Annotated in this window: 14 protein-coding genes; 3 read left to right on the forward strand and 11 right to left on the reverse strand. The window is 74.1% G+C overall.

What is annotated here, in order from left to right; translation table 11 throughout:
• From JX575_RS18765 to JX575_RS18800, 8 genes are all read right to left on the reverse strand, one after another.
• Positions 1 to 1,791, reverse strand: coding sequence for a glycosyltransferase (locus JX575_RS18765; protein ID WP_186339554.1), 1,791 nt, complete (start codon positions 1,789 to 1,791; stop codon positions 1 to 3).
• A complete protein-coding gene (locus JX575_RS18770) occupies positions 1,788 to 2,726 on the reverse strand; it encodes a glycosyltransferase (protein WP_186339555.1) in 939 nt (312 codons plus the stop codon). Before JX575_RS18770 ends, JX575_RS18765 begins: the two co-directional genes overlap by 4 nt.
• On the reverse strand, positions 2,726 to 3,811 hold the full coding sequence (locus JX575_RS18775; protein WP_186339556.1) for a sulfotransferase family protein: 1,086 nt from the start codon (positions 3,809 to 3,811) through the stop codon (positions 2,726 to 2,728). Before JX575_RS18775 ends, JX575_RS18770 begins: the two co-directional genes overlap by 1 nt.
• Positions 3,812 to 3,844: 33 nt before the next feature.
• Positions 3,845 to 4,249 (reverse strand): hypothetical protein, encoded by a 405-nt coding sequence (locus tag JX575_RS18780; protein WP_186339557.1) that lies wholly within the window; start codon positions 4,247 to 4,249, stop codon positions 3,845 to 3,847.
• Entirely contained in the window at positions 4,249 to 4,995 is a 747-nt protein-coding gene (locus JX575_RS18785; protein WP_186339558.1) for a hypothetical protein, read from the reverse strand. Before JX575_RS18785 ends, JX575_RS18780 begins: the two co-directional genes overlap by 1 nt.
• Entirely contained in the window at positions 4,992 to 5,984 is a 993-nt protein-coding gene (locus JX575_RS18790; RefSeq protein WP_186339559.1) for a hypothetical protein, read from the reverse strand. The genes JX575_RS18785 and JX575_RS18790 overlap by 4 nt, the downstream gene beginning before the upstream one ends.
• Positions 5,985 to 6,075: 91 nt before the next feature.
• Positions 6,076 to 6,597: a hypothetical protein gene (locus JX575_RS18795; protein ID WP_186339560.1), complete on the reverse strand. Its 522-nt coding sequence runs from the start codon at positions 6,595 to 6,597 to the stop codon at positions 6,076 to 6,078.
• 59 nt (positions 6,598 to 6,656) lie between these two features.
• Positions 6,657 to 8,006 (reverse strand): GH1 family beta-glucosidase, encoded by a 1,350-nt coding sequence (locus JX575_RS18800; RefSeq protein ID WP_186339561.1) that lies wholly within the window; start codon positions 8,004 to 8,006, stop codon positions 6,657 to 6,659.
• A gap of 18 nt (positions 8,007 to 8,024) precedes the next feature.
• Here JX575_RS18800 and JX575_RS18805 point away from each other — a divergent pair, with 18 nt between their 5' ends.
• A complete protein-coding gene (locus tag JX575_RS18805) occupies positions 8,025 to 8,738 on the forward strand; it encodes a pirin family protein (RefSeq protein ID WP_186339562.1) in 714 nt (237 codons plus the stop codon).
• Positions 8,739 to 8,840: 102 nt separating this feature from the next.
• Here JX575_RS18805 and JX575_RS18810 read toward each other — a convergent pair whose 3' ends face one another.
• Positions 8,841 to 10,424 carry an FAD-binding oxidoreductase gene (locus JX575_RS18810; protein ID WP_241005256.1) on the reverse strand — a complete coding sequence of 528 codons (1,584 nt, stop codon included), beginning with the start codon at positions 10,422 to 10,424 and terminating at the stop codon, positions 8,841 to 8,843.
• Positions 10,425 to 10,441: 17 nt separating this feature from the next.
• Here JX575_RS18810 and JX575_RS18815 point away from each other — a divergent pair, with 17 nt between their 5' ends.
• Together JX575_RS18815 and JX575_RS18820 are read left to right on the forward strand one after the other, a co-directional pair.
• Complete coding sequence (locus tag JX575_RS18815; protein WP_186339563.1) at positions 10,442 to 11,032, forward strand: TetR/AcrR family transcriptional regulator; 591 nt, start codon at positions 10,442 to 10,444, stop codon at positions 11,030 to 11,032.
• Positions 11,032 to 12,612 (forward strand): glycerol-3-phosphate dehydrogenase/oxidase, encoded by a 1,581-nt coding sequence (locus tag JX575_RS18820; protein WP_186339564.1) that lies wholly within the window; start codon positions 11,032 to 11,034, stop codon positions 12,610 to 12,612. Before JX575_RS18815 ends, JX575_RS18820 begins: the two co-directional genes overlap by 1 nt.
• 163 nt (positions 12,613 to 12,775) lie before the next feature.
• On the opposite strand, the gene glmS is transcribed toward JX575_RS18820, so the two are convergent.
• Complete coding sequence (gene glmS, locus JX575_RS18825) at positions 12,776 to 14,599, reverse strand: glutamine--fructose-6-phosphate transaminase (isomerizing) (RefSeq protein WP_186339565.1); 1,824 nt, start codon at positions 14,597 to 14,599, stop codon at positions 12,776 to 12,778.
• Positions 14,600 to 14,611: 12 nt separating this feature from the next.
• The gene (locus tag JX575_RS18830; protein WP_186339566.1) at positions 14,612 to 14,872 is read right to left on the reverse strand and encodes a hypothetical protein; all 261 of its coding nucleotides are present in this window, start codon (positions 14,870 to 14,872) and stop codon (positions 14,612 to 14,614) included.
• Positions 14,873 to 15,041: the final 169 nt, after the last annotated feature.

The raw sequence follows: 15,041 nt of genomic DNA on the forward strand, positions 1-15,041 counted from the left end.
CTAGCTCCCCCCGTCGGGACGGTCGACCGGGTCGACCTCCAGCGCCCGGCTCGGCTGGAAGCCCGGCCACTCGGACGCCACGATGTCAGGCCGGCGGAACTCCTCGTCGTCGCGCTGCCAGGTGTGTCCGGCGCCGGTGCGGCGCAGGACGTAGCCGAGGCCGTGCGTGCGGTAGATCCGCCCGCCCGCCGCCTCGACGCCCGCGAGCAGCTGGGCGTCGACGTAGCGGCGCACCCGGCGGAAGTCGCCGAGGGAGTGGAGCAGGCCGCGGTCGAGGAGCAGGGTGCCGCCCGCGACGAAGCGGGCGAAGATCTCCGAGGGGTGGTTGCGCCGCACCGTGAGGTCGCCGCGCTGGTCGGTGGCGTGGAGGTAGACGAACTCCGACGGCATCCCGACCACGTCGGCGCCGGAGAAGCGCCGCGCCATGAGCAGGTCGTGCACCGCGTCGGGTGAGTACCAGTCGTCGTCGTCGATCTTGAGCAGCACCTCGCTCGACGCGGCGCGCGCCGCGGCGGTCAGGACGTCGCCGAAGAACTCCGCCTGGTCGAACGCGAGCACCTGGTGCGGGCGGTCGCCGAGCACGCGCCGCACCACCTCGCGGTCGGGCTCGAAGCCGTGGGCGGCCAGCACCAGCTCGACGTCGGCGCCGCGCTGCCGGGCGACCTGGCGCAGCGCGAACTCGAGCATCTCGGGGCGCCGGGTGGCCAGCAGCGCGCTGACCGGCTGCAGCCCGACATGGCGTACGCCGGCCCGCGAGGCCAGCGCCGAGCGCCAGGCCAGCGTGGAGTGGTGGTCGAAGGCGGCGCGGCGCACGGCGAGGCTGTGCTCCTCGCGCCGCAGCGCGTCGTCGAGGTCGACCTCCGCGTCGAGGGCCTCGGCCAGCGGCGGTGCGACGTCGAGCACGCCCGAGGTCACCAGCGGCACACCGGAGATCGCGAGCGCGAGCAGGTCGGCGGTGGGGGTGTCGGCGGGCAGGCGTACGCCCTGGAACGCCCGCGCGGCCGCGACGACCCCCTCGGTCACCGGTCCGCGGCCGATCCGGGCCAGGTCGACGACGGGGTGGTCCCAGTCCTTGCGGAAGCCGATCGGGTTGAAGACCCGCTCGTCGACCGGCTCGGGCCCGGGGTCGGTGACGACCGTCGGGGCGCGGTCGATCACGTGGTGCGCCGCGACGCCCTGCTGGGAGGTGGTGCCACGCCGGGCGACCACCACGTCGGGCGGCACGTCGCGCTCGGCGGCGCCGGCGTCGGCCACGTCGGGGAGCAGCACCGCGCGGGCGTCGAGCCCGGGCGCCGCCGGTCGGCCGGCATAGGCCACGACGAGGCCGCCGTGCGTGGCGTCGCCCGGCCCGGCGGCCTGGCGGGCCATCTCCATCACGACGAGCTGGGCGCGGGCTCCGGCGGCGAACCGGACGACCGTCAGCACGCCGCGGTCACCGGCCTCGCGCGCGGCCAGGTGCACCATCCGCGGCCACTCCGGGCGCGGCATCAGCACCCACGGCGTGGGGGCGTCGGTGAGCCAGCAGGCGACGGCCTTGCACTGCCCGAGCGGCGGCACGGCGCTGGCCATCCGGCGCAACCGGGCCCGGTCGGCGGCGACGACGAGCACCGAGCCCCAGCCCTTGCGCGGCCCGGTGAGCGAGGACAGCGCGACGATCGTGGGCTCGATGCCGGGCACGTCCTCGATGCCCTGCAGGGCGTCGAGAGCCAGGCTGTCGGAGTCGTCGACCACGACCAGCGTCGGGCCCGGGAGCCGGAGGTCGTGGAGGGGGTGCTGGGCAGGGAGGTTCACGGTCGCACGCGCTCCTTGAGCGAGGCGGGCAGCGAGTGCTGCACGAGCGGTCGGGGCTGACGCCACAGCCAGTCACGGCTGACGTGGTCGATGATGTGCACGCCCGGCGGTGCGGTCACCTCGACCAGCCCGCCGAGCGCCTCGGGGTCTCCGTGGCGGATCGCCTCGTCGACCTCGAACTCCCGCAGCTTGCGGTAGAGCCGGGTGTTGGTGAAGTCGACGCCGTCGCGGCGCCAGTGGGCGTACTCGTCGGCGTCGAGCCACCTGACCTCGACGACCAGGCCCTGCTGCAGCACGATCCGCTCGATGCCCGGCGGCTGCTCGCGCAGCTCCCAGTCGAAGGCCTTCACGAAGGTGGTGTCGGGCCCCATCGGGTAGACCCACGGCTCGAGGAAGCGCAACGACAGGTCGAGCCAGCCGGTCGACTCGTCGACGACGGTCAGCGGGTGGCGCGGGATCGCGACGATCGCGCGGGTCGCCTCGAGCTGCCACGCGAGGTCGCGCAGGATGCCCGATCCCTCGGGGGTGAGCACCATGTCGCCGTCCCACTTCATCGAGTAGGCCGTGCGGACGTGCGAGAAGCACCAGTTGTAGAAGTGGGTGAGCGAGTGGACGCTGGTGGCGGGCGTCGCGAGGTGCTCGCCGCCGGCGCGCGACACCCGGTGGGGGTAGTCGAGCACGGTGAGCCGGTCGGACGCGCCGCACCGCTCGGCCACCTCGCGGGCGACGTCGGCGGTGCCGTCGTCGGAGGCGTTGTCGACCAGCAGCACGTGCTGCACCGCGTCGAAGACCGGAGGCAGCACCCACGGCAGGTTGCGCGCCTCGTTGCGCACCCGGAACACGCACGTCAGGCCCGGGGCCAACGGCTCGCCGGACGTCCACGGCCACGTGACGTCGTACGCCGGGTCGCCCTCGAGGGAGGCGATGTCGGGCATCAGCGAGTCCCCGGCCCCTGCGGGCGCTCGCGGCCGATCGCCTTGCGCAGCCGCTCGCGGGCCGCGGGGGGCACCATCGCGCGCACGGCGTGGGGCACCCGGTCGACGGCGCTGCGCGCGGGCTGCCCGCCCGCCTCCCGCCGCGCCTCCGCGGCGGCCGCGCGCCGCTGGGCGACGACGGTCGAGTGGGCGAACGCCTCCGCCTCGGCGTACTGCTCGGCGTAGGCGATGCGCAGCTGGTCGCACCACTCCTGGTGGGCGGGAGTGTCGTCGGAGGCGATCGCGTCGAGCGCCTGCCACGTCTCGTCGGCCAGCTCGCGCAGCCGGTCGGGCACGGGGATGTCGTCCCAGGTCATCGTCACCCGGCGCAGCGAGGGGTCGATGAAGCGGTGCACCTCGGCGATGTCGACGGCCATCGCCGTCTTGACCCCGGCGAGGTCGAAGGCCTCACCGAGGGCGAACACGGGCTGCGTCCAGTCGTCGAGCAGGTCGGCGTAGTGGACGAACGCGCGCTGCCGGCCGCGGGTGGCGCGCTCGGTGTGGAGCATCATGTTGACCCACGCCGCGGTGCGGGTGATCGCGCCCTGGTCGGCTCCGGCGCCACCGCGCCCGGTCCCCATCGAGCCGTAGTAGGTCTGCTTGGAGCCGACGACCTCCGTCACCGGCCGCAGCATCGTCACGTAGGACGACGTGGCGCCACACCGGTCGGCGGCCGCGCGCCACAGGCCGAGGAACCAGGCGGCGCGGGGGTCCTTGATGACGAGCTCGTCGCCGACGGCCAGCTGCTCCTCCAGCCAGGCCGCGACCCGGGCCCGGGTGGCGTGGTCGCCGCTGGTGGTGCCGGTGTCGAGCCAGGCCCGCGGGCGGGCGTCGGAGACCTGCACGTTGCTGCGCGCGAGGAGCTCGGTGTGGAGGTCGACGACCCAGCGCGGCTCGCCGAAGCCCTTGGGGTTGGTCGCGTCGGCGACCACCTCGGGCTGCGGAACGTGCAGGCCGAGCGTGCGCAAGGTGCCGGCCATCGTGCTCGTGCCGCTGCGGCCCGAGCCGACGACGAACACGACGCGGCGGCGGGTGGGCTCGGTCATGCTGCGGAGCCTATCGGTGGCCTCCGGCACCGATCAGGCCTCGGGGGTGGCCCGCCCCTGCTGGGCCTTCGCGGCCGCGTCGGCCTCCTGGAACGCCTCGTCGTGCTCGAGCTCCTCGCGCAGCGCGCTGAGGCTCGTGCCGAGGTGCACCCGGGCGGCCTCGGCGGACGGGTCGTCGTCGGCGCCGGAGGCGATGTCGCGCCACGACGTCTCGCCCGCGTCGACCCGGCGCTGCAGGCGCTCCTGGTCGGGGCCGAGCTCGCCGCGGCGGGCCTGCGCCTGCAGGTCCTGGATGCGGCGGGCCGACTCGGCGCGGAACTTGTCGCGCTCGGCGCCGAGGTGGGCGGCGAGCTGGCGCAGCGACGCGGTCGCCTCGCGCGCCTGCCGGCGGGAGTCCTGGAGGGCGGCCTGCAGGCCGGGGTCGTCGGAGAGGGCCATCAGAATCCTCGCGTCGCGGAGTCGTCGGTGCGGTTGCCCGCGGCGGCGTGCTGGGCGGTGCTGATCGAGGACAGCACGGCGTTGGCGCCGCCGAGGCCGGCGTTGACGTAGCGCAGCACCTTGAGCAGCGCCTGCGCCGCCTGGGTGAGCTTCTCGATCGCGCGCAGCCCGTCGTGGATCAGCTCGACGATGCGACGCGCCTTGCCGGGCGCCGAGACGCCGGCCTTGAGCCAGCCGATCGGTCCGGCGAGGCCGGAGATGATGAGCTCCTGGATCACGCCGTCGATGAAGTCGATCGCGATCACCAGCACGTCGAGGGTGGCCTTGCCGACCTCGATGACGTGGCCGAGCTGCTCGGCGATGTAGCCCGAGGCCTCCTGCTGGTCGGCGTGCATCTCACCGACGTCGGCCATCCGCGAGCGGGCCGAGCTGCCGGCCGGGCCCTGCCACACGGCGGGGAGCTGCTGGCCCAGGGAGGTGTAGTTCTGGCCGACCGCGCCGCAGGCGTTGCCGACGTTGCCCCAGGCGAGCTGCATCGACGACACGGCGTTGAAGTCGCCGGCGACCGGCTTGAACAGCGCCTCGAGCAGGCTCCAGCCGGTGATCTTGTCGACGATGCCGTCGATCGCCGGGATGATCAGGCCGCACTCGCCCTTCTTGTCCTCGATGTACTGCCCCTGGGTGCCCGGCGGGGTGCCGCCGGAGACCGCGGAGACGGGGTTGACGTGCTCGGTGATCGTCGTCATCGGCCGGCCCACTCCTGTGCGCTGTCGTCCTCGTGCTGGGACTGGTAGTCGTCGTATCGGTCGAGGTCGTCGGCGTTGTCACCGATCTCGCCGACGGTGTCGACGAGGTCGTTGACGTTGTCGACGACCTTCTTGCCCTCGTCGTAGACGTCGGTGTAGGTCGAGACCGTCTCGCCGATGTCGCGACGCCGGTCGTGGTCGGCGGAGTCGCGCGAGCGGGAGTCGGCGTAGGCGTCGTTGGCGCGCTCGCGGGCGTCCTGGGGGCTGGCGCCCTCGGCGATCGCCCGGTCGTACTCACGGTGGTAGGCGCCCTCGGCGGTGCGGTTGATCCGGTCGTGGTTGATCGTGTCGGCGCGGCCGTCGATGCCGTCGGTCTTGGCGTAGGCCAGCGCCTCGGCGTCGGAGTAGCCGAGCGAGCGGTAGTACTTGTACTCGTCGGTGCGGCGCTCGATCGCGTCGGAGACGTGGTCCCCGGCGGCCTTCGTGGGGTCCATCCACGGCGGCACGTCGCCCACGTCGTTGCCGGGCTTGACCTTGTCGCCCACCGCGGAGGCGCCGTCGGAGATGCCGGGGTGCTTGTCCTCGAGGTCGGGGATCGTGCGGCCGTCCTGCGGGGCGTCGGACAGGGGGCCGCCCGGGGTGTCGTTGCCGCTGCCGGCGGGGGCGTAGGGCGGGAAGCTCGACGGGTCGGGCGCGAGCGCGCGGAAGCGGTCGTAGGTCGCCTCGTCGGTCTCGAGGTAGTCGTCGCGCGAGTCGAGGAACGCGTCGCGCACCTTGTCGGCCACCGCGCGGGAGTCGCGCAGCCCGTCGTGGGCCGTGGCCACCGCCGACTCGTAGCTGCCCTGGAAGAGGTTGAGCACCCCGGAGAAGGCGCCGAAGTTGCTGCACGAGGAGGAGATGTAGTCGTCGATCGTGCTGATGTGGTCGTGCTGCTTGGACGCGAGTCGCGACGCCGCGGTCAGCGCGTCGGGGTCCACCTGGAAGCTCACGGTCGGGGTCCTTCGTCGAGTGGCGCGGTCGGGGTCGGTGCCGGCACCCCTCCTACCCGGAGCGGTCGCCGTCAAAACGCGGGAGGTCGTGTCAGGCAGGGCTCTCGCGCCGCTTCGCGCGCGACCGCACGCGGAACCAGCCGACGACCATCGCGAGCAGCGCGACCAGTCCGAGGGCCCACCCGAGCGTCGAGCCCCAGGCCCGCTCGGCCGTCGTACGCCACTCCCCGCCCTGCTGGTAGACGGTGATCTCGTCGCCCTTCCCCACGTCGCCGAGGCGGCGCAGCTCGTAGAGCGCGGAGGCCTGCTCACCGTCGGGCAGCTCGAAGACGACCGAGGTGTACTCCGTCGACCTCTGTCCGGCGCGGCTCGGGCCGAGATCCTCGAAGCCGAGGACCGTCGCCTGCTGCGTCTGCACGCTGGACGGCGGCTGGCGGCTGTCCCAGAAGTCGTAGAGCCGCCACCCGACCACGACCACCATCACGAGCAGCAGGACCAGCGCGACCCAGGTCATGCCGTGGTTGTCGCGCGCCGCGCCGCCGGAGAAGCCGCCCCCCTCCGCACCGGGGCGGTCGGGGACGGGACGCTCGGGGACGGGACGCTCGTCGGCCATGGCGCGCAGTCAACCACCCGGCGACCAGCCGGCAACCAACCAGCCGGCGCCCAGCCGCGTCAGAGGTGCTGCGGTTGCGCGGCGATCAGCGCGGCGTACCAGTGGAACGACTTCTTGCGGGTGCGCTCGAGGGTGTCGTAGTCGACGTGCACGAGACCGAAGCGCTGGTGGTGGCCCTCGGCCCACTCGAAGTTGTCGAGCAGCGACCAGCAGTAGTAGCCGCGCACGTCGACGCCACGCTGGACGGCCTCGGCGACGGCGTTGACGTGGGCGCGGTGGTAGTCGATGCGCGCCTGGTCGTCGACGACACCGTCCTCGTCGGGGTCGCCTCCGTAGGCGCAGCCGGACTCGGTGATGACGATCGGCGGGAGCGCCGCACGGAACCGGGCGCGGAACATCACCAGCCACTCGCGCAGGGCGTCCGGGACGATCGGCCACCCGAGGTCGGTGGTCGGGTAGCCGACGACCTCGCGGACGGCGAAGGGGATGTCGGAGTCCTCGTCGGCCGCCGCGACCTTGAGCGGCTGGTAGTAGTTGACGCCGTAGAAGTCGAGCGGCTGGCGGATCGTGGCGAGGTCACCGTCGGCCATCACGCCCTCGAAGAGGGGCATCAGGTCGGCGGGGTAGCGCCCGAGGAGCATCGGCTCGAGGAACGCGCCGTTCCACAGGGCGTCGAAGATCTTGCTCATCCCGACGTCGGCGTCGTCGTCGCTCGCGGGCCAGATGGGCGAGTGGTTGTTGGCGCAGCCGACCGACGTCGCGCCCGCCCGGCGCAGCTCGATGGCGGCGCGGCCGTGGGCCAGCAGCAGGTGGTGGGAGGCGGGCAGGCCGTCGAAGCGCAGCGTCTTGCCCGGGGCGTGCGTGCCGAGGCCGTAGCCGAGGATCGAGGCGACGTTGGGCTCGTTGACGGGGATCCAGTGCGCGACGCGGTCGGCGAGCCGCTCGCCCACGATCGCGGCGTACTCGGCGAAGCGCTCGACGGTGTCGCGGTTGAGCCAGCCGCCGTCGTCCTCGAGCGCCTGCGGCAGGTCCCAGTGGTAGAGCGTGACCATCGGCTCCTGGCCGTTGGCGAGCAGCGTGTCGACGAGCCGGTCGTAGAACGCGAGGCCCTTCTCGTTGGGCGCACCGCGCCCGGTCGGCTGGATCCGCGGCCAGGCGATCGAGAAGCGGTAGCCGCCCGTGCCGAGCTCCTTCATCAGCGCGACGTCCTCGTCGACGCGGTGGTAGTGGTCGCAGGCGACCGCTCCGGTGGTGCCGTCGGCGACCCGACCCGGCTCCGCGGCGAAGGTGTCCCAGATGCTCGGTCCCCGGCCGTCCTCGGCCACCGCACCCTCGATCTGGTAGCTCGCCGTGCTCGTGCCGAAGCGGAAACCGGGCGGGAGCAGGGGGAGGTCGTGCGGGGAAGCCACACCGGCGAAGATATCGCCATGGGCATCGCCGTGTACGCGGGTTCGCGGAGGTCGACCGAGACCGACGCGGGCCGGGTCACGCGCCACTCCTTCTCCTTCGGCCCCCACTACGACCCGGCCAACCTCGGCTTCGGGCCGCTGGTGTGCCACAACGACGACCTGCTCGACCCCTCTGCCGCGGGGGCCGCGGGGGTCGCGGGGGTCGCGGGCTACCCCGAGCACCCGCACACCGACCTCGAGATCGTCACCTGGGTGCTCGAGGGCGCGCTCGTGCACACCGACTCCTCCGGTGCCAGCCACGTCGTGGAGGCCGGGCGGGCCCAGGTGCTGTCCGCCGGCACCGGCGTGCGCCACAGCGAGGTCGCCGACCGGCACTCGGGGCGCTGCCGGTTCGTCCAGGCCTGGCTCACCCCGTCGACCCCCGGCACCACTCCGTCGTACGTCCTCGGCGAGGCGCCGCAGCCCTCGTCCGGACTGGTGGAGGTCGCCGGCGGCGACGGCCTGCCGGTCGGCACCGCCGGCGCCCGGCTGCTCGTCGCGCGCCTGGCCGCCGGCGAGTCGGTGGCCCTGCCCGACGACCCGCGCCAGCACGTCTTCGCGGCGACGGGCGCTGCCACGCTCGACGGTCTCGACCTGCGCTCCGGTGACGCCGTACGCCTCACCGACGAGCCCGGCCGCGTCCTGAGCGCGGCCGAGGCGACCGAGCTGCTGGTCTGGTCCTTCCCCGGGTAGGTGCTCGCCCGGGCTAGTCTCGTCCGCGTAGTCAGGGACGGTCTGGTCGGTTTTCGACCCGCCCACCAACCGGTGTGTCCCTCACTACCCCCCCGGCCGGGGTTACGGGATGAGGACGCCCGGGTTGAGGACCCCGCGGGGGTCGAGCTCGGCCTTGACCGCGCGGAGCACCCGCACCCCGACCTCGCCGATCTCCGCGGCGAGCCACGGCCGGTGGTCGGTGCCGATGGCGTGGTGGTGGCTGATCGTGGCGCCGGCGGCGACGATCGCGTCGCTGGCCGCGGCCTTGGCGGCCTGCCACTGCGTGAGCGGGTCGTCGCCCTGGCGGGCGGCGACGGTGAAGTAGAGCGAGCAGCCGGTCTCGTAGACGTGCGACACGTGGCACAGCACGAGCGTGCCCTCCCCGAGCGACGAGGTGAGGGCCGTCGAGACGTCGGCGTGCAGCCGCGCGCGGTCCGACCAGAAGCAGGCCGTCTCGAGCGTCTCGACGAGGACGCCGTGGTCGAGCAGCGCGTCGCGGAGGTAGGGCCCGTCGAAGCGCCCGTGCGCCCACCTCTCCCCCGGCTCGGTGCCGAGCGGCGTCCCGCCGAGGTCGGTCAGCGCCGCGGTGACGGCCGCGCGCCTGGCCTCCACCAACGCCTCGGTGCCCTCGTAGCCGGTCACCATCAGGCAGCCGGGGTCGTCGGTGGCGCCGATGGCGGACGGGTCGGCCAGGTTGATCGCCGTCTCGGCCTCGTCGGAGAGCCGCAGCACCGTCGGCAGCAGCCCGGACTGCGCCAGGACGCGCATGGCGTCGGAGCCGGCGCCGAACGACGGCCAGCGCCAGCCCTCGTACGCCGTCACGGCGGGCGCGCGCCGCACCCGGAGCGTCACCGACGTGATGACGCCGAACGCGCCCTCCGAGCCGAGCAGCAGCTGGCGCAGGTCGGGTCCGGCGGCGCTGGCGGGCGCCGCGCCGAGGTCGAGCGAGCCGGTGGGCGTGGCGGCCGTGAGCCCGACGACCATCGCGTCGAAGCGGCCGTAGCCGGCGCTCGACTGGCCGCTGGAGCGGGTCGCGGCGAAGCCGCCGATCGAGGCGTGGCGGAACGACTGGGGATAGTGCCCGAGGGTCAGGCCCCGCTCGGCGAGGAGCGCCTCGGCCTCCGGTCCGCGCAGCCCGGGCTCGAGGGTCGCGGTCATGGAGACCTCGTCGACGGCGAGGAGGCGCCTCATCCGGCCCAGGTCGAGGCTGATGACGCCGGCGAAGCCGTCGCGACGGGCCGCCAGGCCTCCGGTCACGCAGGTGCCGCCACCGAAGGGCACCACCGCGACCCGGTGCTCGTCGGCCCACCGCAGCACGGCCTCGACCTCGGCGTGCCCGTCGGGCCGCACGACCGCGTCGGGCGCGTCGGCGAGGTCGCCGGCCCGGGCCCGCAGCAGGTCGGGGGTCGACTTGCCGCGCGTACGCACCGTGCGGGTGGCGTCGTCGACCAGCACGTGCTCGGCGCCGACGACGCGGCGAAGGTCGTCGAGCAGGGCCGCGTCGAGCGCACACGCCGGGGGTCGAGCCCCGCTCACCGGACGGCGGTCCTGCAGGCCGAAGGCCAGCTCGACCAGGCCGAGCGCCGAGTCGGGCAGGACGGTGGCCGAGGCCGGGTCGCCCCAGCGCTGGGGGTGCATCTCGGGGACGGGCGAGGCGGAAGACATGCGTTACAGTGTGACAGATGTCGTCACTTCGTCACACCGCGGACCCGCGCCTCGACGGCTACCTCGACGTGGCCCGAGAGTGCATCCTCGACCTGGGCTGGCGGCGTACGACGCTCACCGAGGTCGCCCGGCGCGCGGACGTCTCCCGCATGACCATCTACCGCGCCTGGCCCGACATGGGCGCGCTGCTCGGCGACCTGATGACCCGCGAGTGGGTCGGCATCGCCGCCGCCATCGGCCGCGCGGCCGCCGACACCACGACCCCCGCCGGGATCGCCGAGGCGGCGCTCGCCACCGTGCGGGCGCTGCGCGACAACGGGCTCTTCGTCAGGATCGTCGAGCTCGACCCCGACCTGATGCTGCCCTACCTCCTCCACCGCCGCGGCCGCTCGCAGGAGGCGCTGGTGGAGATCCTCGCCGCCGAGATCGAGAGCGGCCAGGCCTCCGGCGCGATCCGTCAGGGCGACGCCGTGCCGATGGCACGGGCGCTGACGCTGGGCGCGCACGGGTTCGTCTTCTCCGCCCTCACCATGACCGACGACCGCGTCTCGCTGGCCGACCTCGACGCGGAGTACGTCCGCGCCGTCACCCGCGCGCTGGAGCCGTGATGTCCCCGGCCCGCCGGATCGTCCCCGGCCTCGACGCCATCCCCGCGGAGGTCGACGTCGTCGTCGTCGGGCTGGGCATCACCGGTGCGGGCGTCGCCCTCGACGCCGTCACCCGAGGGCTGTCGGTGCTCGCCGTCGACGCCCACGACGTCGCGTTCGGGACGTCGCGGTGGTCGTCCAAGCTGGTCCACGGCGGGCTGCGCTACCTCGCCCAGGGCCAGCTCGCCATCGCGCGGGAGAGCGCCGTCGAGCGCGGGATCCTGATGCACCGCACGGCTCCCCACCTCGTCCGGGCGCTGCCGATGCTGACCCCGCTCGACGACGCGATGCCGCGCCGCCGAGCAGCCCTCACGTGGGCGGGCCTGCGGGCCGGCGACGCGCTCCGGCGCTCCGCCGGCACCACCACCCGCACCCTCCCCCGGCCGCGCCGGCTCAATGCGACCGAGGCCCTCGCCCTCGCGCCCACGCTGCGTCGCGAGGGCCTCCGCGGCGGCCTGCTCGCCTGGGACGGCCAGCTCGAGGACGACGCGCGGCTGGTGGTCACCGTCGCGCGCACGGCGGCGTCGTACGGCGCCCACGTGCGCACCCGGGCTCGCGTCACGTCCGCGACCGGCACCGCCGTGACGCTGCGCGACGAGCTGACCGGCACGACGTACGACGTCCGCGCGCGCGCCGTCGTCAACGCCACGGGCGTCTGGGCCGGCGACCTCGACGAGCGGGTGCGGCTGCGCCCGAGCCGGGGCACCCACCTCGTCCTGCGCGGGTCGGCGCTGCCCCGCACCCGGGTGGCGGTGATGGTGCCGATCCCCGGCACGAGCGCGCGCTTCGCGATGGTGCTCCCGCAGCCGGACGGCACGATCTACGTCGGCCTCACCGACGAGCCCGCGCCCGGGCCGGTGCCCGACGTGCCCGTGCCGAGCGAGGGCGAGATCGACTTCCTGCTGGCGTTGGTGGCGCCCACCTTCACCGTCCCGCCGACGCGGGCCGACGTCGTGGGCACCTTCGCCGGCCTTCGACCGTTGCTCGAGGTCGCCGGCACCGATGCCACGGCCGACCTGTCGCGCCGCCACGCCATCCTCACCGCGCCCACCGGCGTGACGACGGTCGTGGGCGGCAAGCTCACCACCTACCGGCGGATGGCGCAGGACACCCTCGACACGCTCGTCGCCGCCGGTCGGCTCGAGGCCGGCTCGTGCCGCACGGCGTCGCTCCCCCTGCTCGGCGCCGCCGCCCCCGACGACCTGCGTCGGACGACGGCGCCCGCCCGGCTCGTCCGACGCTTCGGCACCGACGCCGAGCTCGTGCTCGCCGTCGCCCGCGAGGTGACCGGCCTGGCCGACGACGAGCTGCTCGCGCCGGTGTCCGACGACGTCCACGTGACCCTCGCCGAGCTGGTCTTCGCGATCACCCACGAGGGCGCGCACGACGTCGACGACCTGCTCGGGCGGCGTACCCGCGTCGGCCTCGTCGCCGAGGACCGGGCAGCGGCCGAGCCGCTGGCCCGTCGGGCGCTGCAGCTGGTCTCCGCCTCGTCGCGCCCGGTCTCGAGGGGGGTCTCGACGGGGCGTTCGCGGCCCTGATCCGGGGCGTGATCTTCGCGACAGCAAAATCCGCGGGCCACTTCGGGGGAACCTCGGACAGGACGTGGAGCGGGTGGGAAGGTTCTCCACGGCGCGCCCCTTGCCGACCCCATGCGGCAAGGGGCGGCCAGTCCATCTCAGGCCCGGGTTGCGGGCTCCCGGGTCACTCGACGGTGACCGACTTGGCCAGGTTGCGCGGCTTGTCGATGTCGTGTCCGAGGTGCCGCGCGGCGTGGTAGGCGAGCAGCTGCAGCGGGATCGTCAGCAGGATCGGGTCGAGCTCGGGCTCGTTGCGGGGTACCACGATCCGGCGCGCGCCGACCTCCCCGAGGTCGACGTCCTCGTGCGTGATGACGACCAGGGCCCCCTTGCGCGCCTCGATCTCGTGCAGCGCGCCGACGTTGCGCTCGGTGAGCTCGTCATGGGGCACGAGCGCGACGGTCGGCACCTCGGGGTCGATCAGGGCCAACGGGCCATGCTTGAGCTCGGAGGTCTGGTAGGCCTCGGCGTGGCGATAGCTGATCTCCTTGAACTTCTGGGCCCCCTCGCGGGCCACCGGGAAGCCGCGCACCCGGCCGATGAAGAACAGGCTGCGCGCCTCGGCGAGGTCGTGGGCGACCTCGACCAGGTCGGCCTCGCCGGCGAGGATCTCCTCGATCTGCCCGGGCAGCCGCTCGAGCCCCGCGACCAGGCGCTTGCCGTCGGCGATGGAGAGGTCCCTCACGCGGCCGAGCTGGAGGGCGAGCAGCGCGAAGCCCAGGAACATGTTGGTCAGCGCCTTGGTGCTGGCGACGGCCACCTCCGGACCGGCGTGCAGGTAGATCCCGCCGTCGCACTCACGCGCGATCGCCGATCCGACGACGTTGACCAGCCCGACGCAGCGCCCGCCCTTGCGGCGCACCTCCTGCACCGCCAGCAGGGTGTCGATCGTCTCGCCCGACTGGCTGACCGCGACGTAGAGGGTGTCGGGCTCGATCACCGGGTCGCGGTAGCGGAACTCGCTGGCCGCCTCGGCGTCGGCCGGGATCCTGGCCAGCTCCTCGATCAGCGCCGCGCCCATCTGGCCGACGTAGTAGGCCGAGCCGCACCCGAGGATCTTCACCCGGCGCACCGCCCGCAGCTCGCGGGCGTCCATGTCGAGCCCGCCGAGGTGGGCGGTGCCGAAGCGCTCGTCGAGCCGGCCCCGCAGCACGGCCTGGGCGGTGGTGGGCTGCTCGAGGATCTCCTTGCGCATGTAGGACTCGTGCTCGCCCGCGTCGTACGACGCCGCGTCGACGTCGAGCACCGCCGCGGTCTTGCCGGTGGCGACGAGGTCGCGGTGGCGCATCGTGCTGAACCCGGCAGCCGTGACGGTCGCCATCTCGCCGTCGTCGAGCACGGCCACGGTGGTGGTGTGGCGCACGATCGCGGCGAGGTCGGAGGCGACGTACATCTCCTTGTCGCCGACACCGACCACGAGCGGGCTGCCGTTGCGCGCCACGACGATGCGGTCGGGGAAGTCGGCGTGCAGCACCGCGAGCCCGTACGTCCCGACGACCGCGCCGAGGGCGTCGCGGACCTTGCCCTCGAGCGTGTCGGCGTCGCTGCGTGCGACGAGGTGGGCGAGCACCTCGGTGTCGGTGTCGCTGGCGAGCGTGACGCCGGCGTCGGTCAGCTCGGCGCGCAGCGCGGCGGAGTTGTCGAGAATGCCGTTGTGCACGACCGCGACGCGGCCGGCCTCGTCGGTGTGCGGGTGGGCGTTGGCGTCGGTCGCGGGGCCGTGGGTCGCCCACCGGGTGTGGCCGATGCCGGTGGTGCCGGCGAAGCGCTTCGGCAGCGCGTCGCCGAGGTCGCGCACCCGCCCGGCCCCCTTGGCCACCCGGACGCCCCGGGGGCCGAGCACCGCGACCCCGGCGGAGTCGTACCCGCGGTGCTCGAGGCGGGTGAGCCCCTCCAGGACGATCGGGGCGGCCTCCTGGCGGCCGATGTAACCGACGATTCCACACATGGGGACGGGGTCCTATCCGTAGATGATGCGCCGCAGCTGGCGCTCGGTGAGCTCCGGAGCAGCGACGACGCGATGGGTGAGCTCCTCGGCGATGCGCGCGAAGATCTCGTGGTTCTTGGCGCCGTAGGTCTTGAGGTGCGCGTGGCGCGCCCTGACGTAGGCCTCCACCGGCTGGGCGTGGAAGGCGATCACGTCGTCGATCACCCGCGCCGCCTCGCCCGGCGTCAGGGGCGTGGTGGCGACGACGTGGGCGACGAGGTCGGGGTCCGGCACCGGGCGATCATGCCTGCGAGATCGGTCGCGCGACCAGTTCCTGCCCGAAATCGGGCAGAAAGTCGTCTGTTGGCGCGGGATCCCCCCGGCGGTTCGTGTCGGCCTGTCGCCTCGGTGGAGCATGAGCCCGGCCCACGCATGCTTCTGGCCGCTCGGGTGGGGCGCGGAT

Origin of the sequence: Nocardioides sp. zg-1228 (assembly GCF_017086465.1) — a bacterium.
GTDB lineage: Bacteria > Actinomycetota > Actinomycetes > Propionibacteriales > Nocardioidaceae > Nocardioides.

Coding starts and splice junctions, on each gene's coding strand:
- JX575_RS18780 (WP_186339557.1), bottom strand. CDS start 4,249: ATGGCCCTCTCCGACGACCCCGGCCTGCAGGCCGCCCTCCAGGACTCC.
- JX575_RS18810 (WP_241005256.1), bottom strand. CDS start 10,424: ATGTCTTCCGCCTCGCCCGTCCCCGAGATGCACCCCCAGCGCTGGGGC.
- JX575_RS18795 (WP_186339560.1), bottom strand. CDS start 6,597: ATGGCCGACGAGCGTCCCGTCCCCGAGCGTCCCGTCCCCGACCGCCCC.
- JX575_RS18770 (WP_186339555.1), bottom strand. CDS start 2,726: ATGCCCGACATCGCCTCCCTCGAGGGCGACCCGGCGTACGACGTCACG.
- JX575_RS18805 (WP_186339562.1), top strand. CDS start 8,025: ATGGGCATCGCCGTGTACGCGGGTTCGCGGAGGTCGACCGAGACCGAC.
- JX575_RS18820 (WP_186339564.1), top strand. CDS start 11,032: ATGTCCCCGGCCCGCCGGATCGTCCCCGGCCTCGACGCCATCCCCGCG.
- JX575_RS18775 (WP_186339556.1), bottom strand. CDS start 3,811: ATGACCGAGCCCACCCGCCGCCGCGTCGTGTTCGTCGTCGGCTCGGGC.
- JX575_RS18815 (WP_186339563.1), top strand. CDS start 10,442: ATGTCGTCACTTCGTCACACCGCGGACCCGCGCCTCGACGGCTACCTC.
- JX575_RS18785 (WP_186339558.1), bottom strand. CDS start 4,995: ATGACGACGATCACCGAGCACGTCAACCCCGTCTCCGCGGTCTCCGGC.
- glmS (WP_186339565.1), bottom strand. CDS start 14,599: ATGTGTGGAATCGTCGGTTACATCGGCCGCCAGGAGGCCGCCCCGATC.